This is a genomic window from Acinetobacter sp. V115_6 (assembly GCF_031799025.1).
In the GTDB taxonomy this organism is placed as follows: domain Bacteria; phylum Pseudomonadota; class Gammaproteobacteria; order Pseudomonadales; family Moraxellaceae; genus Acinetobacter; species Acinetobacter pittii.
The window spans coordinates 2025512-2048809 of sequence record NZ_JAVQNO010000021.1; the positions used below are offsets into that span (position 1 = coordinate 2025512).

Genomic DNA, 23298 nt, shown 5'->3' on the forward strand with positions numbered 1-23298 from the left:
TTAAAATTCATAGCAAAATAGTGAAAATTTATACTGTAAAACTTGACTAAGTGATGTGCCCAAAAATTTATTGATAGCCTTTTTTCACATCTTCCATCACTATTTTGAGTGAGGTTGGGCTTGCAGCCGTGGTGTACCACGCATCGGCATCGACAAAAATGACACGACCGTTTTTCCACGCTTTGGTTTGACGTAATAATGGATTTTCAACACTGGCGGCATTAATTTTTGAGCGATGTTCCATCACAGCAGTTCGGTCCACGATATAGAGAATATCTGGGTCCGCTTTTTTGATGAATTCACTCGAAATTGGTTGTCCATGTAGACTTGTATCCATCACACCACTTGCAGGCTTTACTCCAAAAGCATTAAAAATAAAGCCATAGCGTGACTGAATACCAAAATTACTAAATGCCCCATTGTTATGAAGAACGACTAACGCTCTTTCTGGGCGATTGGCCGTTACGGCTTGTACTTGCTTCACCTGTTCATCAAGTTCAGAAACTTTCTGGCGGGCTAAATCTTCTTTATTAAATATTTTTCCTAAGGTCATCATATGGTCTTTAACCAGACCAATATGATTACTCTCGCTATTGTTGAAGTTGATATCGTAGTGAATGGTCGGAGCAATTTTTGACAGTTCCTGATACTGATTAACGTGTAATGGCGTCATCAAAATCAAGTCTGGTTTTAATGCATATATCCGTTCCATATTGGGTTGTACAATTGCACCCAAATCCTGAATTTGTGTATCTTTTTTATATTTTTCCAAAAAGTGTGGAACATAATCTTTTGGCATTCCCATAATCGGGACATTGAGTTGATCTAAAAAGTCAGCTTCATTCATATCAAGTACGGCAACGCGTTGCGGTAGATGATCTATCACCGTAGTTCCAAGCGCATGTTTTACCGTAATCGGTTCTGCTAGCTTCTGAGAAGCTTGAGTGGTATCTGCAACTTTTTGATCACATGCTTGTAGAGTGACAGCTGCCGCTATGATGAGGGCTACTCCCCCATACTTTTTCTTCCAGTTCATATGTATTCAAGCTCCAGATGAGTTGAAGTAATTACACATACAGCCACGCTCACTGTATGTAATTTCAAAATCAAGCTCGTACAGATCATTTAATTGCGTCTCTGTAATCACTTGTTCGGTTAACCCACTGAAATGAAGCTTGCCGTTCTTCAGCGCGACAATATGGTCCGAATAATTCGTGGCAAAATTGATGTCATGAATGACTAAAATCACAGTGCGCCCTTGTTCATCACATAAGCGCCTGAGTGCGCGCATAATTTGAACGGCATGTTTCATATCAAGGTTATTTAAGGGTTCATCTAATAAAAGTACGTCTGTTTGCTGTGCGATCGTCATCGCCAAAAAGGCCATTTGCCTTTGACCACCACTAATTTCATCTATGTAAGATTTGCGCAGGGGTTCTAAAGAAAGAAACTCAATCGCCTCATCAACCACCTGACGATCTTGCTCGGTTAAAACACCACGGCTATAGGGAAAGCGTCCAAATGAAACCAGCTCTTCTACGGTTAAACGCAAATTAAAGCCGGGTGCTTGACGTAAAGTCGCGACATGCTTGGCGTAAACAGCGGTTTTAATATCCGCAATATTTTGATGATTAAGAAAAATCTCGCCTTTATCCGGCTCAATTAAACGTGCCATCATCATGAGTAAAGTCGATTTTCCGGCTCCATTTGGACCAATGAGTGACGTCACCTGACCTGTAGGAAATTCAACATTTACGTCAGTCAGTATTGGCTTATTTCCATATGACTTATTGATATTCTTGACATGAATCATGCAACACCTCGGGTACGAACCGTCAGCGCAAGGAAATAAATGCCACATACGAGATTGACCAAAATGCTGACGGTCGTTTTGTAATTAAAAACGTGCTCAACTAAAATTTGAGCAGCAATAAATATGGCAATCGTGATGGCACAGCCCATGGGCAGCGTTAATTTATGCTTATAACTTCTTGCTAGTGCATAAGTAATGTTGGCAATGAATACGCCCATAAATACTGTCGGGCCAATCAGGCTGGTAGATACCGCAACCAAAATAGCGATCAGGGCTAAATAGAAACTGACATAACGGTGATGATGAATGCCTAATGAAATGGCTTGCTCACGTCCTAAAACCAGAACATCCAAAACAGGGAGTGCTTTTCTACCAAGGAATAGAACAATGACTACAGCTAAGCTGGCATAAAATAAAGTTTCTGGTTGAGAACGATTAAACGAAGCATAGCTAAGGCCTTGGAAAACAGAAAATTCACCAGGATTAATTTTGAGTTGAATAAATTGAGTAACCGTCCCGACGACCATCGTAAGGACTAGCCCTAAAAGCAACAGGAGAAACACATCATTTCTGCCATATGGCAATAACCACTTATGGATTACCCACGAATAAAGCAGCATTAAAACGATAGAGATAAAGAAATTGCCGTTTACCCCTAACTGGCTTAATCCATGTGTTCCCCAAAAAAACAACAACAAAACTTGCCATAAGAGATAAATCGCTTCATAGCCCATAATGGAAGGGGTCAAAATACGATTACCGACCAGTGTCTGAAAAACAATCGAGGAAAAAGCAACGCAAATACCGGCTATCACAATCGTGGCCAGACGCAGAAGTCGGTTAGGAATGACGTAATCAAAATCTAGTCCTGAGTTTAAAAATAAAAAACTTATTGCTAGGCAGATGACAATCAGATAAATCATCCATAGCTTTGAAATACGCATTATCTGAACTCCCTCAAAATGAGGATGAGGAAAATAATTCCCCCCACACCACCTGCGGTAAGTCCAATTGGCACTTCAAATGGATAAATAATCGAGCGACCAAGAATGTCGCAAATCAGTAATAGAGACGCCCCACCTAAAGCCACAATGGGCAAGGTTTTAGCTAAGTTTTCTCCGTATTTCAGTGCGACCAAATTGGGAACTACGAGCCCGACAAAAGGAATAGCACCAACTGTAATTACTGTGGTTGAAACTGTAATGGCAACCAGTATTAAACCAATCGCGGCTATAGCTGCATAACTAAGTCCCAAGCTAGAAGCCATCTCTTCACCCATACCAATCACGGTAAAGCGATGTGCGAAAAGATAAGTCAGGACAACAATCGGAAAAATAATGTAAATAACTTCATAGTGACCTTGGACAATTTTTGAAAAATCTCCTAAAAGCCACCCTTGCATACTTTGTAAAATATTAAAGCGATATGCATAAAACTCAGCTAAGGCACTCAGTACACTGCCGTACATCAAGCCAATAACCGGTACTAAAACCGTATTTCTAAAACGGATCCGACGGATAATTGCGATATAAATTAAGCTGGCAATAAAGCAAAAAATGATCGCAAATATCATTTTACTCAGCGTACTGGTTACCGGAACTAAAGTTAACGACACTAAAATTCCTAGTTTGGCAGCATCTAAACCGCCCGACGTTTCCGGTTCAACAAACTTGTTACGCACAATATGCTGCAAGATGACACCACATACCGCCAACCCGATACCGGTGAGCACAATGGTAATTAAACGAGGGATACGGCTGGCTGTAAGAGTGAGCCAACTCTCATGAGAAAAAGAAAATAAGTTAGACCACTGTATTGGCTCAGCCCCGAGCAATAACGAGCAAATACATAAAAGGATAAAAATAAAAAATAAGCCGAATCGCATCAGTGGCGTGCCCCACTTGAGCGTAATAAAGCCAATGCAAATTGCAAATTTAGTCCCATCAAACCAAAGCAAGGGAAAATTTGTTCAACATTTGATGGGCTTATTAACCTTTCATGATTGAATATTCTCATGAAAATTCCTCAATTTTATCGAGACAACAGAATCAGTTCCTTTTGAATAGGCAAAATTACAGTCCTATTCTGAGGATCGTTTTTTCATCTTTAAATTATTTTTGCCGAACCAATTTCGAATTAAATAAATATTAATCAATCACTTATTATTTATTTTCTATTTTAAAAATTCGTCATTCTCAATTGGCATCATCTTCTTGCAAATAATAATCTTGATGTAAATGAGAATCAATTATAGTATGTTTAAAGGTAAAATGTAACCCTACTGTTACATCAGTACAGTTCACGTGGACATCAACTCATTAGAAAAAGGTCAATTTTTGCAAACAAGCAAATCTATAACATTATGAATTATATGAAATTTAATCTAATGTAAAAAATTTGCGAAATAAAAATTGATGAAAATAGCCATTTGATAAACCAGGATTCATTTATGTTGGAACAATTTTCCAAATCGCCCTCTCTCCTTTCGGTTACTGATTACGAAGAACATATCTGGATGTTGCAATTACAGCAGCCTGAACAAGTTAATCGACGTTTTCATCTGTGGAAAGTTAATCAAGGTTTAGACATTCAACTGCTGATTAAAGCAATTCAAGACATTATTAAAACTACGCCTGACTTAAATGTCCGCTATACATTTAGTGACGAAGGCGATTTATACAAATATCCATTTGATGATCATTCAGCTTGCCTAGAATTAAAAAAGAGCAATACAGAACAAGTATTTGAGCAGGTAGCTACCTTAAAAGCGCAATCATGGAATGCAGAATTTCATCCCCCTTTTTTTACAAGTCTCGTAGAAACTGAACAAGACTATTTTCTTATTTTAGCGCTCCACCCGATTCTTGATGAAAGCTATCAAAAGTCAGATTTCATTCAGGCTATACAAAATCGATATCAACAATATTCACCCAATAATATGCCATTGGTACTGAATGAAATTGATATCTCACATCATCTAGATACAAGTTTCGCAAAAGCGCCACAACAACCTAACCAAACCTATGTTTCAGAAATTATTTTAGAAGAGTTCCGAAATACGCTCGCTGAACCAGAAATGAGCCAACATGATGACTTTTTTGATTTTGGCGGCCATTCACTCTTAGCAACACGAATTATTGGAAACCTACTCAATAAACATGGAATTGAGATTCAATTTAATGATTTCTTTAAATCCCCATCTGCTGCTGATTTAGCCCAATATGCTTTCGTTAAATCTGCAAAAAACGAAAAATCCACCTTACAAAGTGTCGATAAAGCCCCACTAACTTTAGCTCAAGATTTCCTGTGGCAAGCTTATTCTGCGTTCGATTTTAGCCCAATTTATAACTTGCCATTTGCCGTAGAATTCCTTGAAGAAATTAATGAAGATATTTTCTTGCAAGCCTTTACAGATATTGTTGAGCGCCATGCAGGTTTACGCACAATTTTTAATAGCGCCAATGGTCAAACCTATCAGCAGGTTGTTCCTACATCTGAACTTAAACACTTCAAATGGTTTTGGAACAGTGCCGAAAGTAAAGATGCAACGCTTGCCAGTGAAGCTTCATATAAATTTGATTTAACCCGTGAACTTCCCTTAAGAATTCGTTTAATTCGAAATGCTAAAGGCCGCCAAACTCTATCGTTCTTAGTTCACCACATGGTGATTGATGAATGGTCTTTAAATACCATTATGGCTGACCTTGCGCATGCTTATCTTGCTCGTTCAAATGCTCAAGCACCAAACTGGAAGGCACCTGCCCAATCTATTCTTGATTTTTCTTTACTCCAGCAAAAGCAAGGTATCAATCAAGACCATCTAAATTATTGGACTAACCTGCTAACAGGAGCAACTAAAGGTCTAAGCCTCCCTGTTTCGGAACATGAATTAAATGCTGAAAAGGAAAAACCTCCAGTCCAATGGCTCGAACTTAAATTTGCACCGGAAATGCATGACAAGCTCCTCGCATTTTCGAGACAACACGGCTCTTCTATTTTTGCGGTTCTCTATACTGCAATCGCCAATGCATTACAGCAACAAGGTAATTTAAAAGATATTGTGATTGGTACTTCTGCTTCTGGACGAACTGATCCTGAATTTTTTGATACGGTGGGTTACTTTACGACCATGGTTGCACATCGCACACAATTTAGCCTTGCAGATTCATTCCAATCATTGCTCCACAATATCAGCACAATGATTAATACCTCGATGGCCTATGCAGATATTCCAATCAACCATATTCAAAATGCATTAGGAATGAGCGCCGATGAAGGACTGTTATTTGATGTGTTTATTCATATCCATTCAAATAACGCTTTAAACGGCGCGCTCAAAACACCTCAGGGACAAGATCTTCCTTATCGTCAGATCTTGCCAGAACGTGATGAATCGATGTTCGGATTACATTTTGAAATTATGGAAAATGTGATTGATGGACAACATCAGTTAAGCATGATCATTACGTATCAAGCCCACCGCTTCCCGACAGCAACAGTGCAAAGTATCTGTGAAAAAATTAAGGCAACCTTAGCTCAAATCTAGTTGCCCTAAAACCCGCCATGTGCTTAAAAGCAAACATCTCGACTCTGCTTTTAAGCACATTTCAATTTTTCTATTTTATTTGCTGCTCTACTTTATTCACCACATCCTGAATTGTTTTGCAGCTAATGAGTGTATAAAAATCAATTTCTGTATTAAGCTTCTGAGAGAGTTTATGAGCAATACTCATAAGTTGTTTCGGACGAATTCCTATCGCTAATATTTCACTTCTATAAAAAATATCCATTCTTTCAGCTTGGCTGTGAGCTATGCATTCGCGGAAAACCGATAAAACCGAATCCCCCACCTCAGCGACTGATGACTGTGTTTTAGAGGAGTTTGAAGACAACGTAGAAGATACATAAATTTTCCCCTGAGCGATTTCTTGCACAGCTTTACGATCAATTTTTCCATTTCGGGTCAAAGGTATGGTTTCGACGGCCAAATATTTCGAAGGAATATGAGAACTTGGCAAATGCACTTTTAAAAAGTTCTTTAATTCAGGGCTATTTAAGCGAGTAGTTTTGTATTTATTTTCTAGAGTATAAACGGCGACTAGCTCTTGAGTTTCAGTCGTTGGATGTACACAACTTACCACCACACAATTATGAATATACGGGTTCTTCGTTAAAGCATTTTCAACCTCGGCCGCAGAGATTCTCACGCCTTTTATCTTTAAATAACCTTCCTCACGTCCAGCAAAAATAATATTTCCATCTTCCCTAAAATATCCTTGATCACTCATGCGAAAAGCAGTTTGAGTTTCATTTCCGCTCACTTGAATATCCACGAAATCTTTATAATAAATTTCCCCATCAAGTAAATAACCATTAGATAAATTCAGGCCCGACATATACATCGTACCGACCTCGCCCATTTGGCAAGGCTTCAGATTTTCATCCAAAATATAATAACGGTTATTTTCTAAAGCTTTTCCATACGGAATAATTTCCTGATCTTGCTCATTTATTTCATGCCATATACTCCAAATTGTGGTTTCGGTAGGTCCACCTAATGAAAATAAACGAGTGTTAGGCAATTGTTCTCTTAACTTCGAGATGAGTGAAGGTTTAATATAGTCGCCGCCTTGGGCAATTAAACGCAAAGACTGTAGTTGTTCTTTTTGAGCTACACTGAACAGCATATCGACAATGGCAGGCACACTGCTCCAAAGCGTAACCTTGTAGCGATCTACTAAATTGGCCCAGACAACAGCATTTTTACTTTGCTCAAAAGATGGCACCACCAAAGTTGCGCCCACTGCCATTGCAGCAAATACATCAAATACCGACATATCATGATGAAACGGTGTTACCGCCATAATTACATCGTCAGCAGTAATTCGCCATTCCGAGATCGTCTGTTGTAGCGTGTTTTCTGTGGCTTGATTATTTAAGACCACACATTTCGGAGTTCCTGTACTTCCCGAAGTATATAAATAATATGCCGGAAGTCGGTTAATTTCGGCATTAAAGCTCGGTTTGTACTCAGTTGTAGCCGATAAAATTTCATTAATATTTAGTGTTTGCACACCTGCAATGGATGAGTCACTCACCACAACATCTGCCCGACTATTCGTCAATAAATAGTTCAGTCTCGACGGCGGTGAATCCATATCTACAGGTAGCCAAATGATGCCAGTAAGCGCACATGCCAAAGCGGTATAAATATGCTCAGGACTTTTTCTAAGGCAAATTGCAACAACGGACCCTGTCGCCAAGTTTTGCTTTTTTAGCACATACATGACTTTGGCGACCTGAGTCCCTACCTCAGCATAACTAATGCTACGGTCTTCAAAAATGAGTGCTGTTCGATTGGAATTTTGATCAAAAATATTTTCATAAATTCGCTTTAAGAAATTTTCTACGTTGTTATTTTTATCATTCATTTGCCCTAAATTTTGACTCAAATCTTTTAGCATTTATCTTGGTCCTCACCCTATTCTTTATGCAATACCACCCAACCTAATATTCAAAACAAAGTTATAAAAATGTCGTCTTTATCGCTGTTTGTTCGAATAATAGATATCCCAGCACAATAATACAAATGATAATCATTTACAATTAATATTGTGAGGAATATCAATTTTCCCCCTTTAAAAGCCATTTATGAAAAATGATAAATATCAAAACAATAAGATAATTTTTAACCTTAGGTCTAATCGTTTAGAGGTCTATATTTAGATCTAAAAACCACAATTAATAATGATTATTATTTACATCTAGAGCCAACTTGGTTATCGTAATGAATAGAGAGACTACATCTATATCAATTATTACGCTCTATAGTAATCATGAAGCTTGGGTTATATGTATGACAAAAATTGCAGAAAAATCGAAACAAGAATATGGCGACTTACTAAAAGAAAAAGACCATTTACAAGATATGGAACAGCTTGAGATGACTATCGTCTCGATCCATACGCCGTATCCGTCCATTGTAAGAATTCAAGGAAAAATCAACACATTACAGCCAGAGCTTTGGCAAGCTCCTAATTTGGCAATTCGGTTAATTGTGAGCAATCCGCCAGAGGGACAACCCATCTCACGCGTCTATACGGTCCGTTCGTTCAATCCTGTAAACGCTCAAATCGAAATTGATTTTGTTAAACATGAAGATTTAAGCCCAGCAATGGAATGGCTTAATTCGGCTCAAGTGGGTACAAAAATCGGGCTTATTGGCCCCCGCCCTCATTTCATTCCCAATTTCATACATAAAAAACATGTGGTCATGTTTGCCGACGATACAGCTGTACCCGCGTTATATTCGATACTGAATGAATGGGAAAATGGCGTAAGTGCGGATATTTTTATTGAAAGTTTTGAAAAAGATATTGCTAGCCAATTACCCCATCATGACCATGTCAAAATTCATTCGTTCTATAAAGAACATCACACGCCACAAAAAGGTCTTCTTTTAAAAGCAGCATTTGCACTAAAAACTTATGACAATATTACAATTTGGGCAGCTTGCGAACGCAAAGAAGCCAGAGCTTTACGCCAGTTTTTTCTAGAAGACAAACAGTTTAATAAAAATGACGTGCGTATTGCTGGATATTGGAGAGATGGCGTATCAAGTTCAGAACTAGACATACTCCGTGCTCAACATTATCAAAAACATATTCAGCAAGGTAAGACGTTGAACGAATATGATGACCTTGATTTAGCGAACTAAGATCAGTAATCATTTGAATAAAGCCTGCCTTGTGCAGGTTTTTTTATAAGTCAACATATATCTATAAATATAAAACTATACGACCATATCAATTATGCAACGACATGTTGCAGTTAACCTATTTTTTAGCCCCACATAGAACATTACTATATTTCTCAAGAGATAAATAAAAATTTGGGAGATTAGATCATGAATGCTTATCTACATCGTAGTGAAGACCGAGGTCATGTAAAAGCAGGCTGGTTAGAGTCTTATCATAGCTTTTCATTTGGTAGTTGGTACGACCCTAAATATATGGGTGTAAGCGCTCTACGTGTAATTAATGACGACCAGATTGATGCACATAATGGTTTTGGTACTCACTCCCATGACAACATGGAAATCTTAACTTGTGTGCTAGATGGTGCAATTTCACATCGCGACACGATGGGAAATGAAGGCCAGATTAAAGCGGGTGAATGGCAACTCATGAGTGCTGGCACAGGTGTGGCCCATAGTGAAATCAACAACACTGATACGCCTGTACATTTACTACAAATCTGGATTATTCCTGATGAAAGAGATGCAGAGCCAAATTACCAGCAAATTAATCTTGACCCGCGTAAAGATCCAAACAAATGGCATTTAATTGCAGGCCCTGATGCAAATGCACCAATGCATATTCGCCAAAATGCAGAAGTAAAATCTGCCGTATTGGAAAAAGGACATGAGTTAACGGTTGATACGGTTAAAAAAGTGAACTATGTGCACGTAATTTCAGGTGTAGTTCGCATTGGCGATCAAGAAGTTAAAGCAGGTGATGCTTTAGTTTTTGAAGATAAAGCGACAATTCACGCAATTGAAGACAGTCAATTTATCTGGTTCGATTTACCTTAAATCATAAAAAAAAGCCCTTTGCATAAAAGGGCTTTTTTTAATCTCCCCCGCCACCGCCGCCATCACATCCGCCTGAATCTGAAGATGATGAACAGTCATTTGAGTAACTAGAGCTATGATGATGACTCGGACTATTATCGTGAAAATGATGTGTTGAAGCAGATGAATGATCATGCTCACCAGATGGTGAATAATTTTTTAAATTTCTGAGTAGCGCGATTAAACAAATGAGTCCAATACTAGAAAAAATTACTATGAATATAATAATAAATAACTTCAAATAACGACCTCCTAGATCAAGCTATAGAGATGCTTGTTGTGTTCCCATTTATTATATGAGTCATGTTTAATAAACAAGTTGTTTTTTAATGAATAAGATAAAACTTTTAAGTTTCCTTTACATACAAATAGGCACTTGCTCTGGATATACCTAAATGTTGTGCAACCGTCTCCACAGCCTTTTTAATGTCTAATAAGCCATTATTCTTTAACTCATGGATTAATTGTTTTCGCTCCTTGAGTTTTAACATGCGTGGTGTAGTGGCATGTTTTGATGCAAATTGATCGATATATCTTCGAATTGCTTCTGTACCATTCGGTTCCAAATTTTCAATAATATTATTAGTTTCAATTTTAGTAAACTGATCTAAAGCGCTTTGCATTCCTCTAAATAGAGTTAAATCAATATTCATACATAAAGCGGCCACATACTCGCCTTCTTCATCTTTAATACCAATAGAAGTACTTTTTGCAGGGCGACCATCAGCAAACTGGTTTGCATAGTTTGAAATAAGATTAGGAAATTCTGGAGACATAATTCTAGCCAGTCCTAATTCCGTCGCTGGATCTCCAATTTTTCGGCCTGATAAATTATTGTGTATAGAGAGTATGGCATGCTCAGGATTTGTTAAGTCATGGACAACAACTTCACAAAAAGGAAATAGTGTTTCACTTAGCCCCTTCGCGATGGTATCTAGTTGAGTGAGTAAATGTTTATCACGATTGCCCAATGTATTTCCTCCTAATGACTTAATTACTATTTCAAACCTAGAGTAAAGGATGTAAACAGCAATTTAGACTTTTTATCTAATTTTAAACTTAATGTAAATCAAAATCTTATATCTCCTTGTTATCAAATTAGAAAATAATATTAGACATTTTATCTAAAAATATATATTTTATCTAAACAAGGTCAATATACTGAGTGTTCCTTGCGCAATAGGAAATCTTGCATCTAAAAACATTGAATAGAATTAGGTTTAATTATGAAAAATTTAACCCTTCCCACTTATGAAGATGTAGCGGCCGCTGCTGAACGTATAAAAGGTTTTGTAAATAAGACTCCTGTTTTAACTTCACGTACTGTTAACAATGAGTTTGAAGCAGAAGTATTTTTTAAATGTGAGAATTTTCAGCGTGTTGGCGCTTTCAAATTTCGTGGCGCAATGAATGCACTTTTGCAATTTAATGACACTCAAAAAAAAGCTGGTGTGGTTGCTTTCTCTTCGGGAAATCATGCACAAGCAATTGCACTGTCAGCAAAAACTCTTGGTATTCCAGCCATAATCGTTATGCCTCAAGATGCTCCTGCTGCGAAGATGGCAGCAACGCGAGAGTACGGCGCCGATATTGTTGAATTTGACCGCTATAGAGAAGATCGGGAAAAAATTGGAAAAGAAATCGCTGAAAAAAATGGCCTGACACTCATTCCATCTTATGACCATCCGCATGTAATTGCGGGTCAAGGAACAGCAGCAAAAGAGTTATTTGAAGAAGTTGGTGAATTAGATTACTTGTTTGTATGTTTAGGTGGCGGTGGTTTATTAGCAGGTTCAGCCCTTTCTGCTCGCCATCTCTCTCCTAACTGTAAAATATATGGTGTTGAACCTACTCTAGGAAATGATGGACAAATGTCTTTTAGAAAAGGAGAAATTGTTCATATTGATACGCCACAAACCATTGCCGATGGTGCTCAAACGCAATATTTAGGCAAATTAACATTCCCTATTATTCAAAAGAATGTAGATGACATTTTGACAGTAGAAGATGAAGACCTCATTAGTTGTATGAAGTTCTTTGCTGAAAGAATGAAGATGGTAGTTGAACCAACAGGCTGTCTCGGATTTGCTGCTGCACGCAATTTAAAGCATGAGTTAAAAGGCAAACGTATAGGCATCATCATTAGTGGCGGGAATGTCGATATTTCTAAATATGTAGAGTTTTTATCTGCTTAATAAAAGTCGATGTCTATCTATGATTTCAGTTAAAGCGTCATAGATAGGCATTACATGCTACTCGTCGCTCGACTTGCTCGTGTCTTAATTTAAATAAATTTTTGGAGATGGTGATGAGATTTATTTCTGAGTCTGAATCTTCTGCTCTCATCAATCACGAACTGGCTTATGACGCCATTTACCAAGCTTTAATTGCTGCAACCCAACCTGACAGTAAAAGTTTTTCTGTAGTGCATGGTCAAGCTTCCGATAGCAAAAATACATTTAGTGTTAAGTCATCGGCGACTCAGCATTTAGCTGGTCTTAAAGTCGGTTCTTTTTGGGAAGATAACCCTAAAAACGGTTTGCCTCGCCATAACGCGCTCATTTTATTATTTAATCAGGCCAATGGAAAAATGGCAGCAGCCATTGAAGCAGGTAAAGTGAATGCATTTCGTACCGCAGCTTCTAACGCAATTGCAACCCATGTACTTGCAAGAAATGATTCAAAAGTATTGGCTATATTTGGTACAGGAAATCAGGCCAAATATGAATGCGAGGCTTTAGCGAGAATTAGAAATTTCGAACAAATTTTGATAGTTGGACGAGACTCAAGTAAAGCTAAAAAAATGGCAAAAGACCTCAATCACTTAGGGATTAAAACTGGGGTTTCAGAAGCAAAAGAAGCCTGTGAACAAGCCGATATTATTGTGACCGCGACTTCCTCACACGCTCCTCTTTTTAAAGCAGAATGGGTCAAAGCTGGCACACACATTTCATCTATGGGGTCTGATAAACAAGGTAAACAAGAGCTTCCACCACAGCTATTTCTGCATAGTGGTTTATTTTGTGATCTTAATACTCAGTCCAAAGTCATTGGTGAATTTCAACATACGCCTGAGTCTGCAACTTTAACAAATATAGGTGATGTACTTTTAGCAAAGGCTCAAGGAAGGCGGTCTCAGGAACAAATCACAATTTATGATAGTTCAGGGTTATCTATACAAGATTTATATATCGCTCAGAAAATTTTAGAAATTTCTTAATCTTTACATTTAACTGCATCGTTTAGGCTGATGCAGTTAAATTAAAAGCATATTCATTTTTTACAGTGCTTTACCAGATTCTCTTTTTAAAATCAGAATGAATCTTGAGTAAAAATTTTAGAAAAAGACTTTATATATTGCTCGGCCTTCTCATCATAATTTTGAAAACCAGCATCAAAAACCCATCTTTCAATTTCAGATTTTTTGACTAAATTTTGCAAATGAAGCTGATGATGTCGGTCTAATTCCTCTTTGAGAGCTTGCAGCATCACTTCATTTAAACCAGAGGGAGGATTCAGACCTGTATCTAAAATACTAGGGGCAAATGCCACACTTTTGAGTTCCAGTTGATGCGCTGTCTTTACAACAGTTTTTATCGCGGTCTCGACTCTCTCTAACGTAAACTCTTCTGGAGTGCCCATTCCTATCAGTAAAACTTTAGAGGCTTGTATGGTCGATGGCGTTTGATTTATTAAAAGAGCATCGTTCAATTTCGCACTGAACCAATTATTTTTCCGTATTTCATTTAGCCTTCCATTTAGTGCTTCATCTAAATGTGCTAAACCGCCCGAAAAAGAACGGTTATTCATTTCATGTTCAAAAATACAAGCACAGGAAAGTTCAACCTCAGCCGAGGTGCAGTCCCAAGTCACCAGTTCAATAGTTAGATTTTGATAATAGCCAATTTTTGTTTGCTTTATATCTGTACTCATATTTTTTCTCTTCTCGATTTACCATGCATATTTAAGCTCAAGGCCTAAATAGTTTGCGTCTTTACCACCTGCTTTCTTAATGGTATCTCCCACCTCAAAATGCACTCCTTCGGCAGCAACAGACAGATTAGAATTTATTTTTTGATCTGCTCTTAGTTGAATATATGCTCCCGTCCAGCTTGAACCTTGTCCTGCTGTGTTCGCCATGCTGTTATTGCCTTGGAAATAAACTGCATCATTGGTGGTTTCACGCCATTGAAAACCTAATGCGGTTAATAGGGTGAGTTTATCGGAAGGCTTAAGTGTCAGAGATGGTTTGATGTGAATAATATTGCTGTAGCCACTATAACCTGCCAAAGTAAAATATGAACCATTTGCAAAGAGTTGGTTAAAGGTATTGAGCTCATTATCATTAGCGCTTTTATCACCTGTGGCTATATCAAACTGGATGCCTAAACGTGGTGACCAAGCTTGCTCAGCAAACGTATATCCCGTAATGCTACTGAGTCCCCATGCCTGAATAGTTTGTCCACCAATCTTTCCACGCTGAAGCATGCCTTCAACATCCCAATCAATATTATTCTTTTTACCCATATGACGAGCATCATATAAGTCTCGAATCTCATTTCCCTTAACACTTGTAAAAGATGCGTTATCGCGTTCATAACGTGAGTAATAACCAGATAACTCACCTCCCCATACATTTTGTTTATCTACACGAAAGCCGCTAAAACTTAAATCGCTTTTCGAGTGGTCATTAAAAGTTGAATCTTTTTCAATCTGAACAGGTCTAGTGAGATAACCTAAAACTCTCCAATCGCCATATTCATAACCAGACCAAATGCCATCAAAAGCTTGTCTAACGTTTGGCCCTTCGCGATTCGAAATAAAGCGCTGCAAGTCAAAAGCCATCTCTTGACGGCCCACTCTAAACTTAAAAGTTCCATTATTTAAAGGACTCACCCACGCAATAAAGGCTTGTTCTACATCAAGTCTATTTTGATCGGTACTGCTAATATTCTTTTTATCAAACGCTCGCGCATCACTGAGCTGAGTAAATAATTGTAAATGATCACCTATATGTGCATCGGCATGAACTTGTAATCTTTGAATTAAATAGCGATCGGCTTGATTATTTCCGCTACCAAATCTCGCATTATTATTGACTTCAAAACGCTCGCGAATATTTGCCCCTAGTGATAAATAATTATTATCGCCAAAAGGTATATATTTGAAGTCGTCTCCTATTTTCTTTGGCACACACGGATTTTTTAAAACATCCCAATTTTCTTGCCAACGATTCGTTGAGATTTTTGGACGAGTTGGACATGCATTTGTATTTGAAACTTCATTTTCTGCATAAGCAGATTCGTAGAAAAATAAACTGCTGGTTAATAACAGACTCATTTTTATTATTTTCAGGTAAGTCTCTGAGTGCTTAGTTCGATATGTTCTAACTTTAAAAACATGCGAGGCCATCAAGTGTTATCCATAGTAATAAATAGGTCATTGCAGAGACTTAGTCGTTTACACCCACATTGCCCTTAAGCAATATGAGTGTTGTTTTATCAATCATTAAGGCAATAAATTACTTTGTAGCGGCATGAATTTCAGCAATATAACCGCCCGGGAACTGTACCATCGCGGCCTCGCGACCATCTGATTTATATGCATTCACCAAGACTATAGCACCAGATTTTGTCGCTTTATCTAAAGTCTCAGATAAGTTTTTGACTTCATAACCCGTCATATCATGCCCATATGGGTAAGGAAGATGACCATCGGTAACCAACACTGTCATTTTGCCGAAATCAGATTCCACGCGAATACGTCTATAGGTTTCATTTGGACGTCCAATTTCTACACCAGCCGCTTTAGGGTTGTCTGAAACCACTTTACCGTGTGAGAAATTGACGAATTTTTTAACAAAAGAATCCGCACTTTGTTTTGAAATATAAATACGATTTTCTGGCACAGTTTCTAGTTTGTTATAGCTCGGTTTAGTGGTGTGCCAATAAAGTTGCATATTCACGCCACCCGGCCATTGAATGACTGCATCACGCCCGATCGGATCTGGAAATGTCTCAACAATGACATCGGCGCCATTCGCTTTAGCAGACTGCACTGCCGCATCCATATCTTTGACTAAATAGCCTGTTCTTTCCAAGCCAAAAGGATGTGGGACTGGAGTTTTAAAACCGAATACAGACAATGTTCCTACTGGGGTCAATACAAGTTGGGAAATGGTCTGGCTTGGTGTTGGAGTGACCTGAAAAATGCCTTGTTTAGATTTAGTTCCCCCAAATGTTGCCACTAAGCTATCGGTAAATTTATCGAAGTCTTCGGGGTTAACATACACATGTGTTGTATCGTATTGAGGAGCTACGCCGGGTGCTTCACTTTTTACACTCGTTGTTGTCTTGGCTAAAACCTGAGGAACAATGGCAACATTGGTGCCCACTAGCATTGTGCTTAAAAGCAAAGCTGATAATGATTTACGCATAAAAGACTCCTATTAGAATTAGATGCTGTAGCTTATTGTTTGTTTGGTTGTTGATTAGAAAGAATAGTGACCATCACCAGAGCAGCGATAAGACCGAGGTGTTCGAAAAAACTATTAAACATACTAAAAAATACAGGACCTGTATGATTCCAAAAGTCGTTGGCAACTAGCATCGCAATTGCGGTTAGACAGCCTAAAGCCCCTGCTCCTAACCAGACAAAACGATTAAAAATAACCAAGAGCGAACCCACAATTTCAATCACAATCGCTGTGGCTGCCCAGAGCCAAGCCGGTTGCAAACCAAAACTTGCTTGCTCCTCAATAGCCGCCTGAAAACCGATGAACTTATTAATTCCACCAACCAAATAGGCTGAAACTAATGCAACTCGAAGAAGTGGAAGCAATCCATGAATTGATAAAATCTTTTTAACCCATAATGGATTATTATTAATCAAGCCATTCATTTCTTTACCTCATTGATATTCTTTATTTCTAATCATTTATAAACACCCAACCCAGTATTAATAAAACCATGTATTTAATATAAAACCAGTCTCTTAAAAATAATTTTTTAAAGCCAGATAAAATTTTTTAATTTTAAAAATACCACCTATATATTTTTATAAACCACCAAGTAAATCCAAATAAAAGACAATATATATAAAATCAAAAATAAACGTAAACTACTAGATACCTATTTAAATACAAACTGTATCCTCAAAAGATACAATGATTGATAAGTAAAAGATCATAATATAGTTTAGCGACACGCCAAGTTAGCCTTTCAAAATTTAATGGATAAACTAGACTGTATTTATACTTTCATTAGTGTCGTAGAGAATGGAAATTTTAGTAATGCCTCTAGAAATTTAGGTATTACTCGAGATCAAGTCTCTAAAAGAATTTTTTATCTAGAAAGTTTATTCAGTACATCATTGTTTATGCGTAACACCCGAAAGATGGACCTCACCCGCTCAGGAGAGAAGTTTTATCAGCGTTGTAAAGTTATTGTTAAAGAGTTAGATTTGGCTGCCAATGACTTCATCTATGACCAAAAGTACCCAGAGGGTATATTAAAAGTTAGTGCTCCACATGCTTTTATTCAAACTTGCTTTTCAGATATTATTTCTAATTTCTTAATTCAATATCCTAATATCGAGATTGATTTATTATTTTCTGAAAAAACATCGGAAATAAATGAACATAAATTCGACATTATTTTAAAAATTGAAGAAGAAGTCAGAGAAGAAAATATTTTTATTCTAAATAGCTATAAAAGAAACTTTTATGCAACAGCTGCCTTTTTAAACAAATATGGAAAACCTAAAAGCATAGAAGAATTAAGAAAACACAACATATTTTTATATTCAAGAGCAGATTTAGAAAATAAAACCATTAATTCGACACCTCAATTAATCTGCAACAATATAGAAATACTTTTAGATCTATGTAAGAAAAACAAGGGGATTTTATATATTCCGGATTTTTTGGCTAAAAAATATGAAGATGAGGGAGTGATTATTAATTGCTCTCAAGACATTTTTTCTACAAAACTTCATTTTTATGCAACCACGCCCTATGGATCAAAAATTCCCAAAAAGGTTCAGCTTTTTTTAAATACGTTAAAACAACATTTTCAATCTATTACTGAAGCTTTATAGCTTAGGACTTTTCGATCTCATAGAGCTATAGTTTTTCATTTGTCCTAAACAAATCCCGCCAAAAAACAATCCAACACCTTTTCCCTCTCAATTGCCGCATCCGAGCTTAAAAGTTGAATGATTGCGCCTTCAATCATATATAAAAATAATTTGGCATCCTGAAAAGTCGCATCATTTTTAAGTGTTCTAAGCTGGCTATAAATTTCATTGATGAGCCACGTTCTATATCTCACTGCGGTGATATAGGCTTTTGGATAGGTGAGTTTGGTTTCAAAAATTGCTTTAAATAATAAATAGTACGGCCCTTCTACATCGCTATGTAAGAAATAAAGTTTCTTAAGTTTATCCTTCACGTTTGTACTTTGATCGTACTCAACAATTGAGACTACTTTTTCTTTTAAGCGTTCTTTTTGCACGATCAAACAGATTTCAATAAATCGCTCTTTAGAATGAAAGTAGTTATAAAAAGTTGCTTTTGGAGTGTGAGACTCTTTCACGATTCGATCGATGCCCACTGTGTGAAATCCGTGATGGTGAAACAAATGAATTGATGTATTAATGATTTGGATCGCACGTGTTGAGAGAACTAAATTTGGCATATTTTTACCGTTATAAATTCTTGTTGTTTCTAAACGAGATACTTTTTTGGGAGAAAAAAGGCATAGCAAAGCCGTAAGACTGTGCTTGGCACATCTCAAGTTTTATAGTTAATGCAAGTTTTTTGAGCCGTAATGACTTAAAGCCTGAAAACCCTAAAGGTCATCAAGCTGCTTTAAATTTTTAAGTTGTGTCGTTATAGCTTTTGGCAGTCGCTGCCAAGAAATTAAGAATGTGCAAAGCCAACTCCTTTTTATTGGGAGTTCTGCCAGACATTTATAGAATTATGGTGGCAGAACGGAAGAAGGTTGACAGACTAGTATTATCTCAAACTAGCACACCCGAAGGTGTCCCTCTCCCGTCCTACCGCTACGGGAAAGGGACGAGTAGCTACCACACAAGACTATTCCTCAGAAGAAATAACTCTGATGCGGGAGATAATATTCAGCCTGTCAAAGCCGGCTGGCAATGTGGCCAGCAGGCAAAGGATAGTGCTCTGCCCTATTGCAGTCAAGCACACAAAATGACATTTGCTTTAAATTAGATCATTAAAAAGTAAGGATAAATAATGAATAAGTGATTGTTAAATGAGGGTTTATAAAGGGGGGTTGGGTATGTGGTTTTTGTGAAGTAGGAATACGCTATTGTAGCTTTCACCACCTGCACTTTATTATTAAACTAAAGCTATGAGATGGCTATATGAGCTTATATAAGTTAATACTTTCTTTATTATCTGAACCGAATGCAGATTTTACAAGATAGATTTAAACTTATTTTTTGTTTTATGTACTTACTACTGTTAATTAAGTCAATATAAAATTTATTTTATTTAAATTAAATAATAGTACTTTAACCTTAAATTAAACTTATTAATCAAAATTAATTATTTATATTAAAAATTCCAAGAATTTTTTATAAATACATTAAAACTAAATAAGAAATAAAAAATATCTTAATTAAAAATTTGTATTTTTTAATATAGACAAACTTTGCTCACACAACCCTTTTAATATTTCTTCTGCTGATAAACCTTGTTCCAAATAAGTATTAACTGTCAAAGAAACATGATCCCCAATTGCATCATAACCTACAATTTTTTTATCAAACCTAACCAAATTACAACATTTATATGTAAACTTTCCTTTTTCTGAATTTTCTTTAATTTTGAATAAATTTGAACCTTCCAATACTAAAACCTCAATATGATCTTCATAAATATCAAAATGAGGATGGATAATTCGATAATCTTCACTATTAATAGAATAATCATCTATAGTAATCTTAATTAAATCATTTTTATATTTTTCTTTTGCGATATTACATTCTTTGCAACTAAGCACTAAGTTTAATGGTTCGAATAGAAACTTAGGATAAATTGCCTTAGGAAGTATATGTTCACAGTCCCAAACACCTCCATGATCTTGTAAGTTTTGCTGTCTACAATAGCAACATTTATAATTTTGCTCTACCCTATAATGATCACGTATTTCTTTGCGAATCTTCACCATTATACCTTGAGTAGTATTCCATATTTTATAATTCAAACCGTCATAACTATTAATATAACTTTGACATATTTCTGAAAATATTACTTTATTCATTATTTACAAGCACAGATATTTGTTGAATTAAATGTTTTACAGGATCATTATCTTTCAACTTAGGTAAAAAACCTATAAGTTCTTCGATATTTTTAAACTCATCCTTATTTAGAGGCTGATTTTCGCTAAGTTTAGTTAATATAACCATAATAATTCTAATTAAATATTCATTTCTATCACCTGGGAAATCAAAGATTTTTGCCAACTGAAAATCTACAGATTTAAAATTAAATAAATTTGATTTAATACATTCAGATACATTATCATTTTTTATTGTAACAACATAAGCATTATCGTTTGGTAAATTTGATACTATATGCGGTGAATGAGTTGCTAAAATAAAGTGACATCTTTTAAATACAGAGAATTTTTCTTGTAATAATTCAATATACTTGGATGCCCATGAAGGATGTAAGCTAATTTCTGGCTCATCAATAAAAACTAAAGTTCCATTTTTAATATGAGCAGCTATTGAAGAAAAACTACTTATAATACATAATTGCCCAGAGCTCATATCTTTTATTGGCATTTCATAAATACTATTATTATTTCTATAAAAATAAATATTACTAACATTAATCAAATCGTACTCAATAAGATGATATAATTTCATTATTTCATCAGAATTAACTTTTAGATCTAAAATAAATTCTTTATCCTCATTAATATCATTATTAAATATATCACTCCTTTCATTACGCTCCAAACCTGAATACCAATTAATAGCATTATAAAAAACATCCATATTATATTCTTTATTTATACCAACACTATTAAATCTAGCATTTTTAAGTCTATCTAGTTTGCTATTTAAATCAGTATCCGCATTAACTTCAATTTTAATTTTATATTCAAATTTTAATAGATCAAAGATAGATTTTAAATTAATTTTATTGACTCTTAGACTTGAAAGAAATATTGATAATAGTATAGATTTCTCTCTTTCATTTACATTCCTACTACTTGAAGATGTTTTTAAATAATTAAAATCTGCATCTTTTAAATGTCCAGGGTAATAATAACTTAGAATTTTATCATCTTGAGCAACAGGAAATTTAATATGAACACTTTCTGAGATAGAAATAATATTTATTGCCTTTACTGTATCTATAAAAATCATTCCATTTGTATTAAGCTTTGTTTTATATCTAAATTGTCCATCAGAAATCTCTACTTCTTCTCCTTTAAAATTTTTAATTTTTCTTTTACCATTTGTTTTTTCATAGTTAATACAAAAATCACTCCCTTCATAAACAGATAAAGTTAAAGTTGAATTAATTGATCTTTCTGTTAGATTTGTTTTATACTCATTTGATAAGTAACTATCCAAACAATCTCTGTAAGCAAATTTGCCATCATCGATATCTTCTGTGTTTAAATTTAATATTTTTATTCTCAATAAGTTATTTATCATTTGTCGAAGTAGTTCACTCTTCCCTGTACCATTTTCACCTAATATAATTGTATATTTATTATTATCATCAATTAAATCTTTATCCTCTAAAAATTTAAATTTTTTATCATACAAACTAGCATTAACGATTCTCATTTTAAATTCCAAACATAGTTTTTGAGTTACTAGAAGTATTTCTAGACATCTTACTATTTCCGAAATTTAGTACACTATAATCACCATAAATATTGAGTCCTAATGGTCTTAAATCCAATTGAAAAACTTCAATACTATTTTCAGATCCATCCCCTGCCTCACAAATAATTTTATTATCTAAAGTAATACAAAAACCATATTTAGAGACTTGTATATTTACTCTTGTAGGTTCAAAAACTATAGAATTTTTCTTTATAATTTCTATATATTTATCATCTTCTGGCAGTTTTGCACTCAACCATACAAGAGGCTCATTTTTTCTTGATTTCCTAATTACTAAAGGTGCCCAGCCCTCTTGAGATTGAAAAATATAATCTGTATTGAGTAGACGATTACTACAAATAAAAACCTCCTTATATTTAAGGAAATCTTTATAACTAATATCCAACTCCTCTAATTTTTTTTCTGGATACACAATTAAACTCCTTTAATAATATGAATACACATTTTCTATATGAATTATATTATAAAACGTACATCAGTTAAAATAATTTGTAAAATAATAAGATACAATAAAAAAATATAATTTATGAATTAAAAATCTTTTGCATATATAGCTAAGAAATCTCTTTTTCTTAGCTATATAAATTATTTAAAATTTATTTATTTCATTAACACGCCATAGCATCATTCCTATCATATCTTCAAAATGTAGTTCTTTTTTATACAGTCCCCCCATTCCTTATTTTTTATTACTAAGCTTGAACGTTAAATTGAGGACTTGCAATGTGCATATAATTATAAGGTTTTTTATATCTCAATCGATTTTATAAATTTATACAAAGCAATAAAAAAGCCCTAAACCATTACAGTTTAGGGCTTTTCCAGTCATGTAAACCTATTCGAGTTTATATGACTTTAAATCTTGGTAGGTATATCCAGACTCGAACTGGAGACCTCTACGATGTCAACGTAGCGCTCTAACCAACTGAGCTATACACCTAGAATG

The 23298-nt window shown here is 35.6% G+C and carries 21 protein-coding genes and 1 tRNA gene; 6 read left to right on the forward strand and 16 right to left on the reverse strand.

Going from position 1 to position 23298, the window contains the following annotated elements; translation table 11 throughout:
- Window positions 1-67 precede the first annotated feature (67 nt).
- Genes bauB through bauD form a run of 4 tightly spaced genes read right to left on the reverse strand, consistent with a single transcriptional unit; the run spans window position 68 to window position 3698 of the window.
- Window positions 68-1036 carry a siderophore-binding periplasmic lipoprotein BauB gene (bauB, locus tag RMA94_RS18235; RefSeq protein WP_069119420.1) on the reverse strand — a complete coding sequence of 323 codons (969 nt, stop codon included), beginning with the start codon at window positions 1034-1036 and terminating at the stop codon, window positions 68-70.
- 6 nt (window positions 1037-1042) lie between these two features.
- A complete protein-coding gene (gene bauE, locus RMA94_RS18240) occupies window positions 1043-1813 on the reverse strand; it encodes a ferric acinetobactin ABC transporter ATP-binding protein BauE (protein WP_068613454.1) in 771 nt (256 codons plus the stop codon).
- Window positions 1810-2757 carry a ferric acinetobactin ABC transporter permease subunit BauC gene (gene bauC, locus RMA94_RS18245; protein WP_311083955.1) on the reverse strand — a complete coding sequence of 316 codons (948 nt, stop codon included), beginning with the start codon at window positions 2755-2757 and terminating at the stop codon, window positions 1810-1812. Before bauC ends, bauE begins: the two co-directional genes overlap by 4 nt.
- On the reverse strand, window positions 2757-3698 hold the full coding sequence (gene bauD, locus RMA94_RS18250) for a ferric acinetobactin ABC transporter permease subunit BauD (protein WP_032004518.1): 942 nt from the start codon (window positions 3696-3698) through the stop codon (window positions 2757-2759). The genes bauC and bauD overlap by 1 nt, the downstream gene beginning before the upstream one ends.
- Window positions 3699-4328: 630 nt before the next feature.
- Between bauD and basB the strand changes: the two genes are divergently transcribed.
- Complete coding sequence (gene basB, locus RMA94_RS18255) at window positions 4329-6359, forward strand: acinetobactin non-ribosomal peptide synthetase subunit BasB (RefSeq protein ID WP_311084048.1); 2031 nt, start codon at window positions 4329-4331, stop codon at window positions 6357-6359.
- Between the two features lie 70 nt (window positions 6360-6429).
- Here the strand turns inward: basB and RMA94_RS18260 are convergent, their stop codons facing one another.
- Window positions 6430-8277, reverse strand: a complete 1848-nt coding sequence (locus RMA94_RS18260; protein WP_311083956.1) for an AMP-binding protein — start codon at window positions 8275-8277, stop codon at window positions 6430-6432.
- Between the two features lie 392 nt (window positions 8278-8669).
- Between RMA94_RS18260 and RMA94_RS18265 the strand changes: the two genes are divergently transcribed.
- Complete coding sequence (locus RMA94_RS18265) at window positions 8670-9530, forward strand: siderophore-interacting protein (protein ID WP_068563311.1); 861 nt, start codon at window positions 8670-8672, stop codon at window positions 9528-9530.
- A 189-nt stretch (window positions 9531-9719) separates the two neighbouring features.
- A complete protein-coding gene (locus tag RMA94_RS18270) occupies window positions 9720-10406 on the forward strand; it encodes a pirin-like bicupin family protein (protein WP_002118840.1) in 687 nt (228 codons plus the stop codon).
- A gap of 37 nt (window positions 10407-10443) precedes the next feature.
- Here the strand turns inward: RMA94_RS18270 and RMA94_RS19400 are convergent, their stop codons facing one another.
- Entirely contained in the window at window positions 10444-10686 is a 243-nt protein-coding gene (locus RMA94_RS19400; protein WP_079381081.1) for a hypothetical protein, read from the reverse strand.
- Window positions 10687-10792: 106 nt separating this feature from the next.
- Window positions 10793-11416 (reverse strand): PAS domain-containing protein, encoded by a 624-nt coding sequence (locus RMA94_RS18280; protein ID WP_311083958.1) that lies wholly within the window; start codon window positions 11414-11416, stop codon window positions 10793-10795.
- Between the two features lie 255 nt (window positions 11417-11671).
- On the opposite strand from RMA94_RS18280, the gene RMA94_RS18285 reads away from it, so the two are divergent.
- Together RMA94_RS18285 and RMA94_RS18290 are read left to right on the forward strand one after the other, a co-directional pair.
- Window positions 11672-12640, forward strand: a complete 969-nt coding sequence (locus RMA94_RS18285) for a threo-3-hydroxy-L-aspartate ammonia-lyase (protein WP_311083959.1) — start codon at window positions 11672-11674, stop codon at window positions 12638-12640.
- A 113-nt stretch (window positions 12641-12753) separates the two neighbouring features.
- Window positions 12754-13665: an ornithine cyclodeaminase family protein gene (locus RMA94_RS18290; RefSeq protein WP_311083960.1), complete on the forward strand. Its 912-nt coding sequence runs from the start codon at window positions 12754-12756 to the stop codon at window positions 13663-13665.
- Between the two features lie 92 nt (window positions 13666-13757).
- On the opposite strand, the gene RMA94_RS18295 is transcribed toward RMA94_RS18290, so the two are convergent.
- From RMA94_RS18295 to RMA94_RS18310, 4 genes are all read right to left on the reverse strand, one after another.
- A complete protein-coding gene (locus tag RMA94_RS18295; protein WP_060464792.1) occupies window positions 13758-14378 on the reverse strand; it encodes a M17 family peptidase N-terminal domain-containing protein in 621 nt (206 codons plus the stop codon).
- Between the two features lie 18 nt (window positions 14379-14396).
- A complete protein-coding gene (locus tag RMA94_RS18300; protein ID WP_060464793.1) occupies window positions 14397-15857 on the reverse strand; it encodes an alginate export family protein in 1461 nt (486 codons plus the stop codon).
- Window positions 15858-15966: 109 nt separating this feature from the next.
- Entirely contained in the window at window positions 15967-16881 is a 915-nt protein-coding gene (locus tag RMA94_RS18305) for a hypothetical protein (RefSeq protein ID WP_060464794.1), read from the reverse strand.
- Window positions 16882-16913: 32 nt separating this feature from the next.
- The gene (locus tag RMA94_RS18310) at window positions 16914-17345 is read right to left on the reverse strand and encodes a DoxX family protein (protein ID WP_311083961.1); all 432 of its coding nucleotides are present in this window, start codon (window positions 17343-17345) and stop codon (window positions 16914-16916) included.
- A 330-nt stretch (window positions 17346-17675) separates the two neighbouring features.
- Between RMA94_RS18310 and RMA94_RS18315 the strand changes: the two genes are divergently transcribed.
- Window positions 17676-18542, forward strand: a complete 867-nt coding sequence (locus RMA94_RS18315) for a LysR family transcriptional regulator (protein WP_311083962.1) — start codon at window positions 17676-17678, stop codon at window positions 18540-18542.
- Between the two features lie 44 nt (window positions 18543-18586).
- On the opposite strand, the gene RMA94_RS18320 is transcribed toward RMA94_RS18315, so the two are convergent.
- From RMA94_RS18320 to RMA94_RS18340, 5 genes are all read right to left on the reverse strand, one after another.
- Window positions 18587-19141 (reverse strand): TetR/AcrR family transcriptional regulator, encoded by a 555-nt coding sequence (locus tag RMA94_RS18320; protein WP_069140926.1) that lies wholly within the window; start codon window positions 19139-19141, stop codon window positions 18587-18589.
- Window positions 19142-20095: 954 nt separating this feature from the next.
- Window positions 20096-20740 carry a hypothetical protein gene (locus tag RMA94_RS18325; protein ID WP_311083963.1) on the reverse strand — a complete coding sequence of 215 codons (645 nt, stop codon included), beginning with the start codon at window positions 20738-20740 and terminating at the stop codon, window positions 20096-20098.
- On the reverse strand, window positions 20733-22289 hold the full coding sequence (locus RMA94_RS18330) for an AAA family ATPase (RefSeq protein ID WP_311083964.1): 1557 nt from the start codon (window positions 22287-22289) through the stop codon (window positions 20733-20735). The genes RMA94_RS18325 and RMA94_RS18330 overlap by 8 nt, the downstream gene beginning before the upstream one ends.
- Window position 22290: 1 nt before the next feature.
- The gene (locus tag RMA94_RS18335) at window positions 22291-22764 is read right to left on the reverse strand and encodes a hypothetical protein (RefSeq protein WP_284115315.1); all 474 of its coding nucleotides are present in this window, start codon (window positions 22762-22764) and stop codon (window positions 22291-22293) included.
- Window positions 22765-23215: 451 nt separating this feature from the next.
- Window positions 23216-23292: transfer RNA gene (locus RMA94_RS18340), tRNA-Val, on the reverse strand.
- Window positions 23293-23298 lie beyond the last annotated feature (6 nt).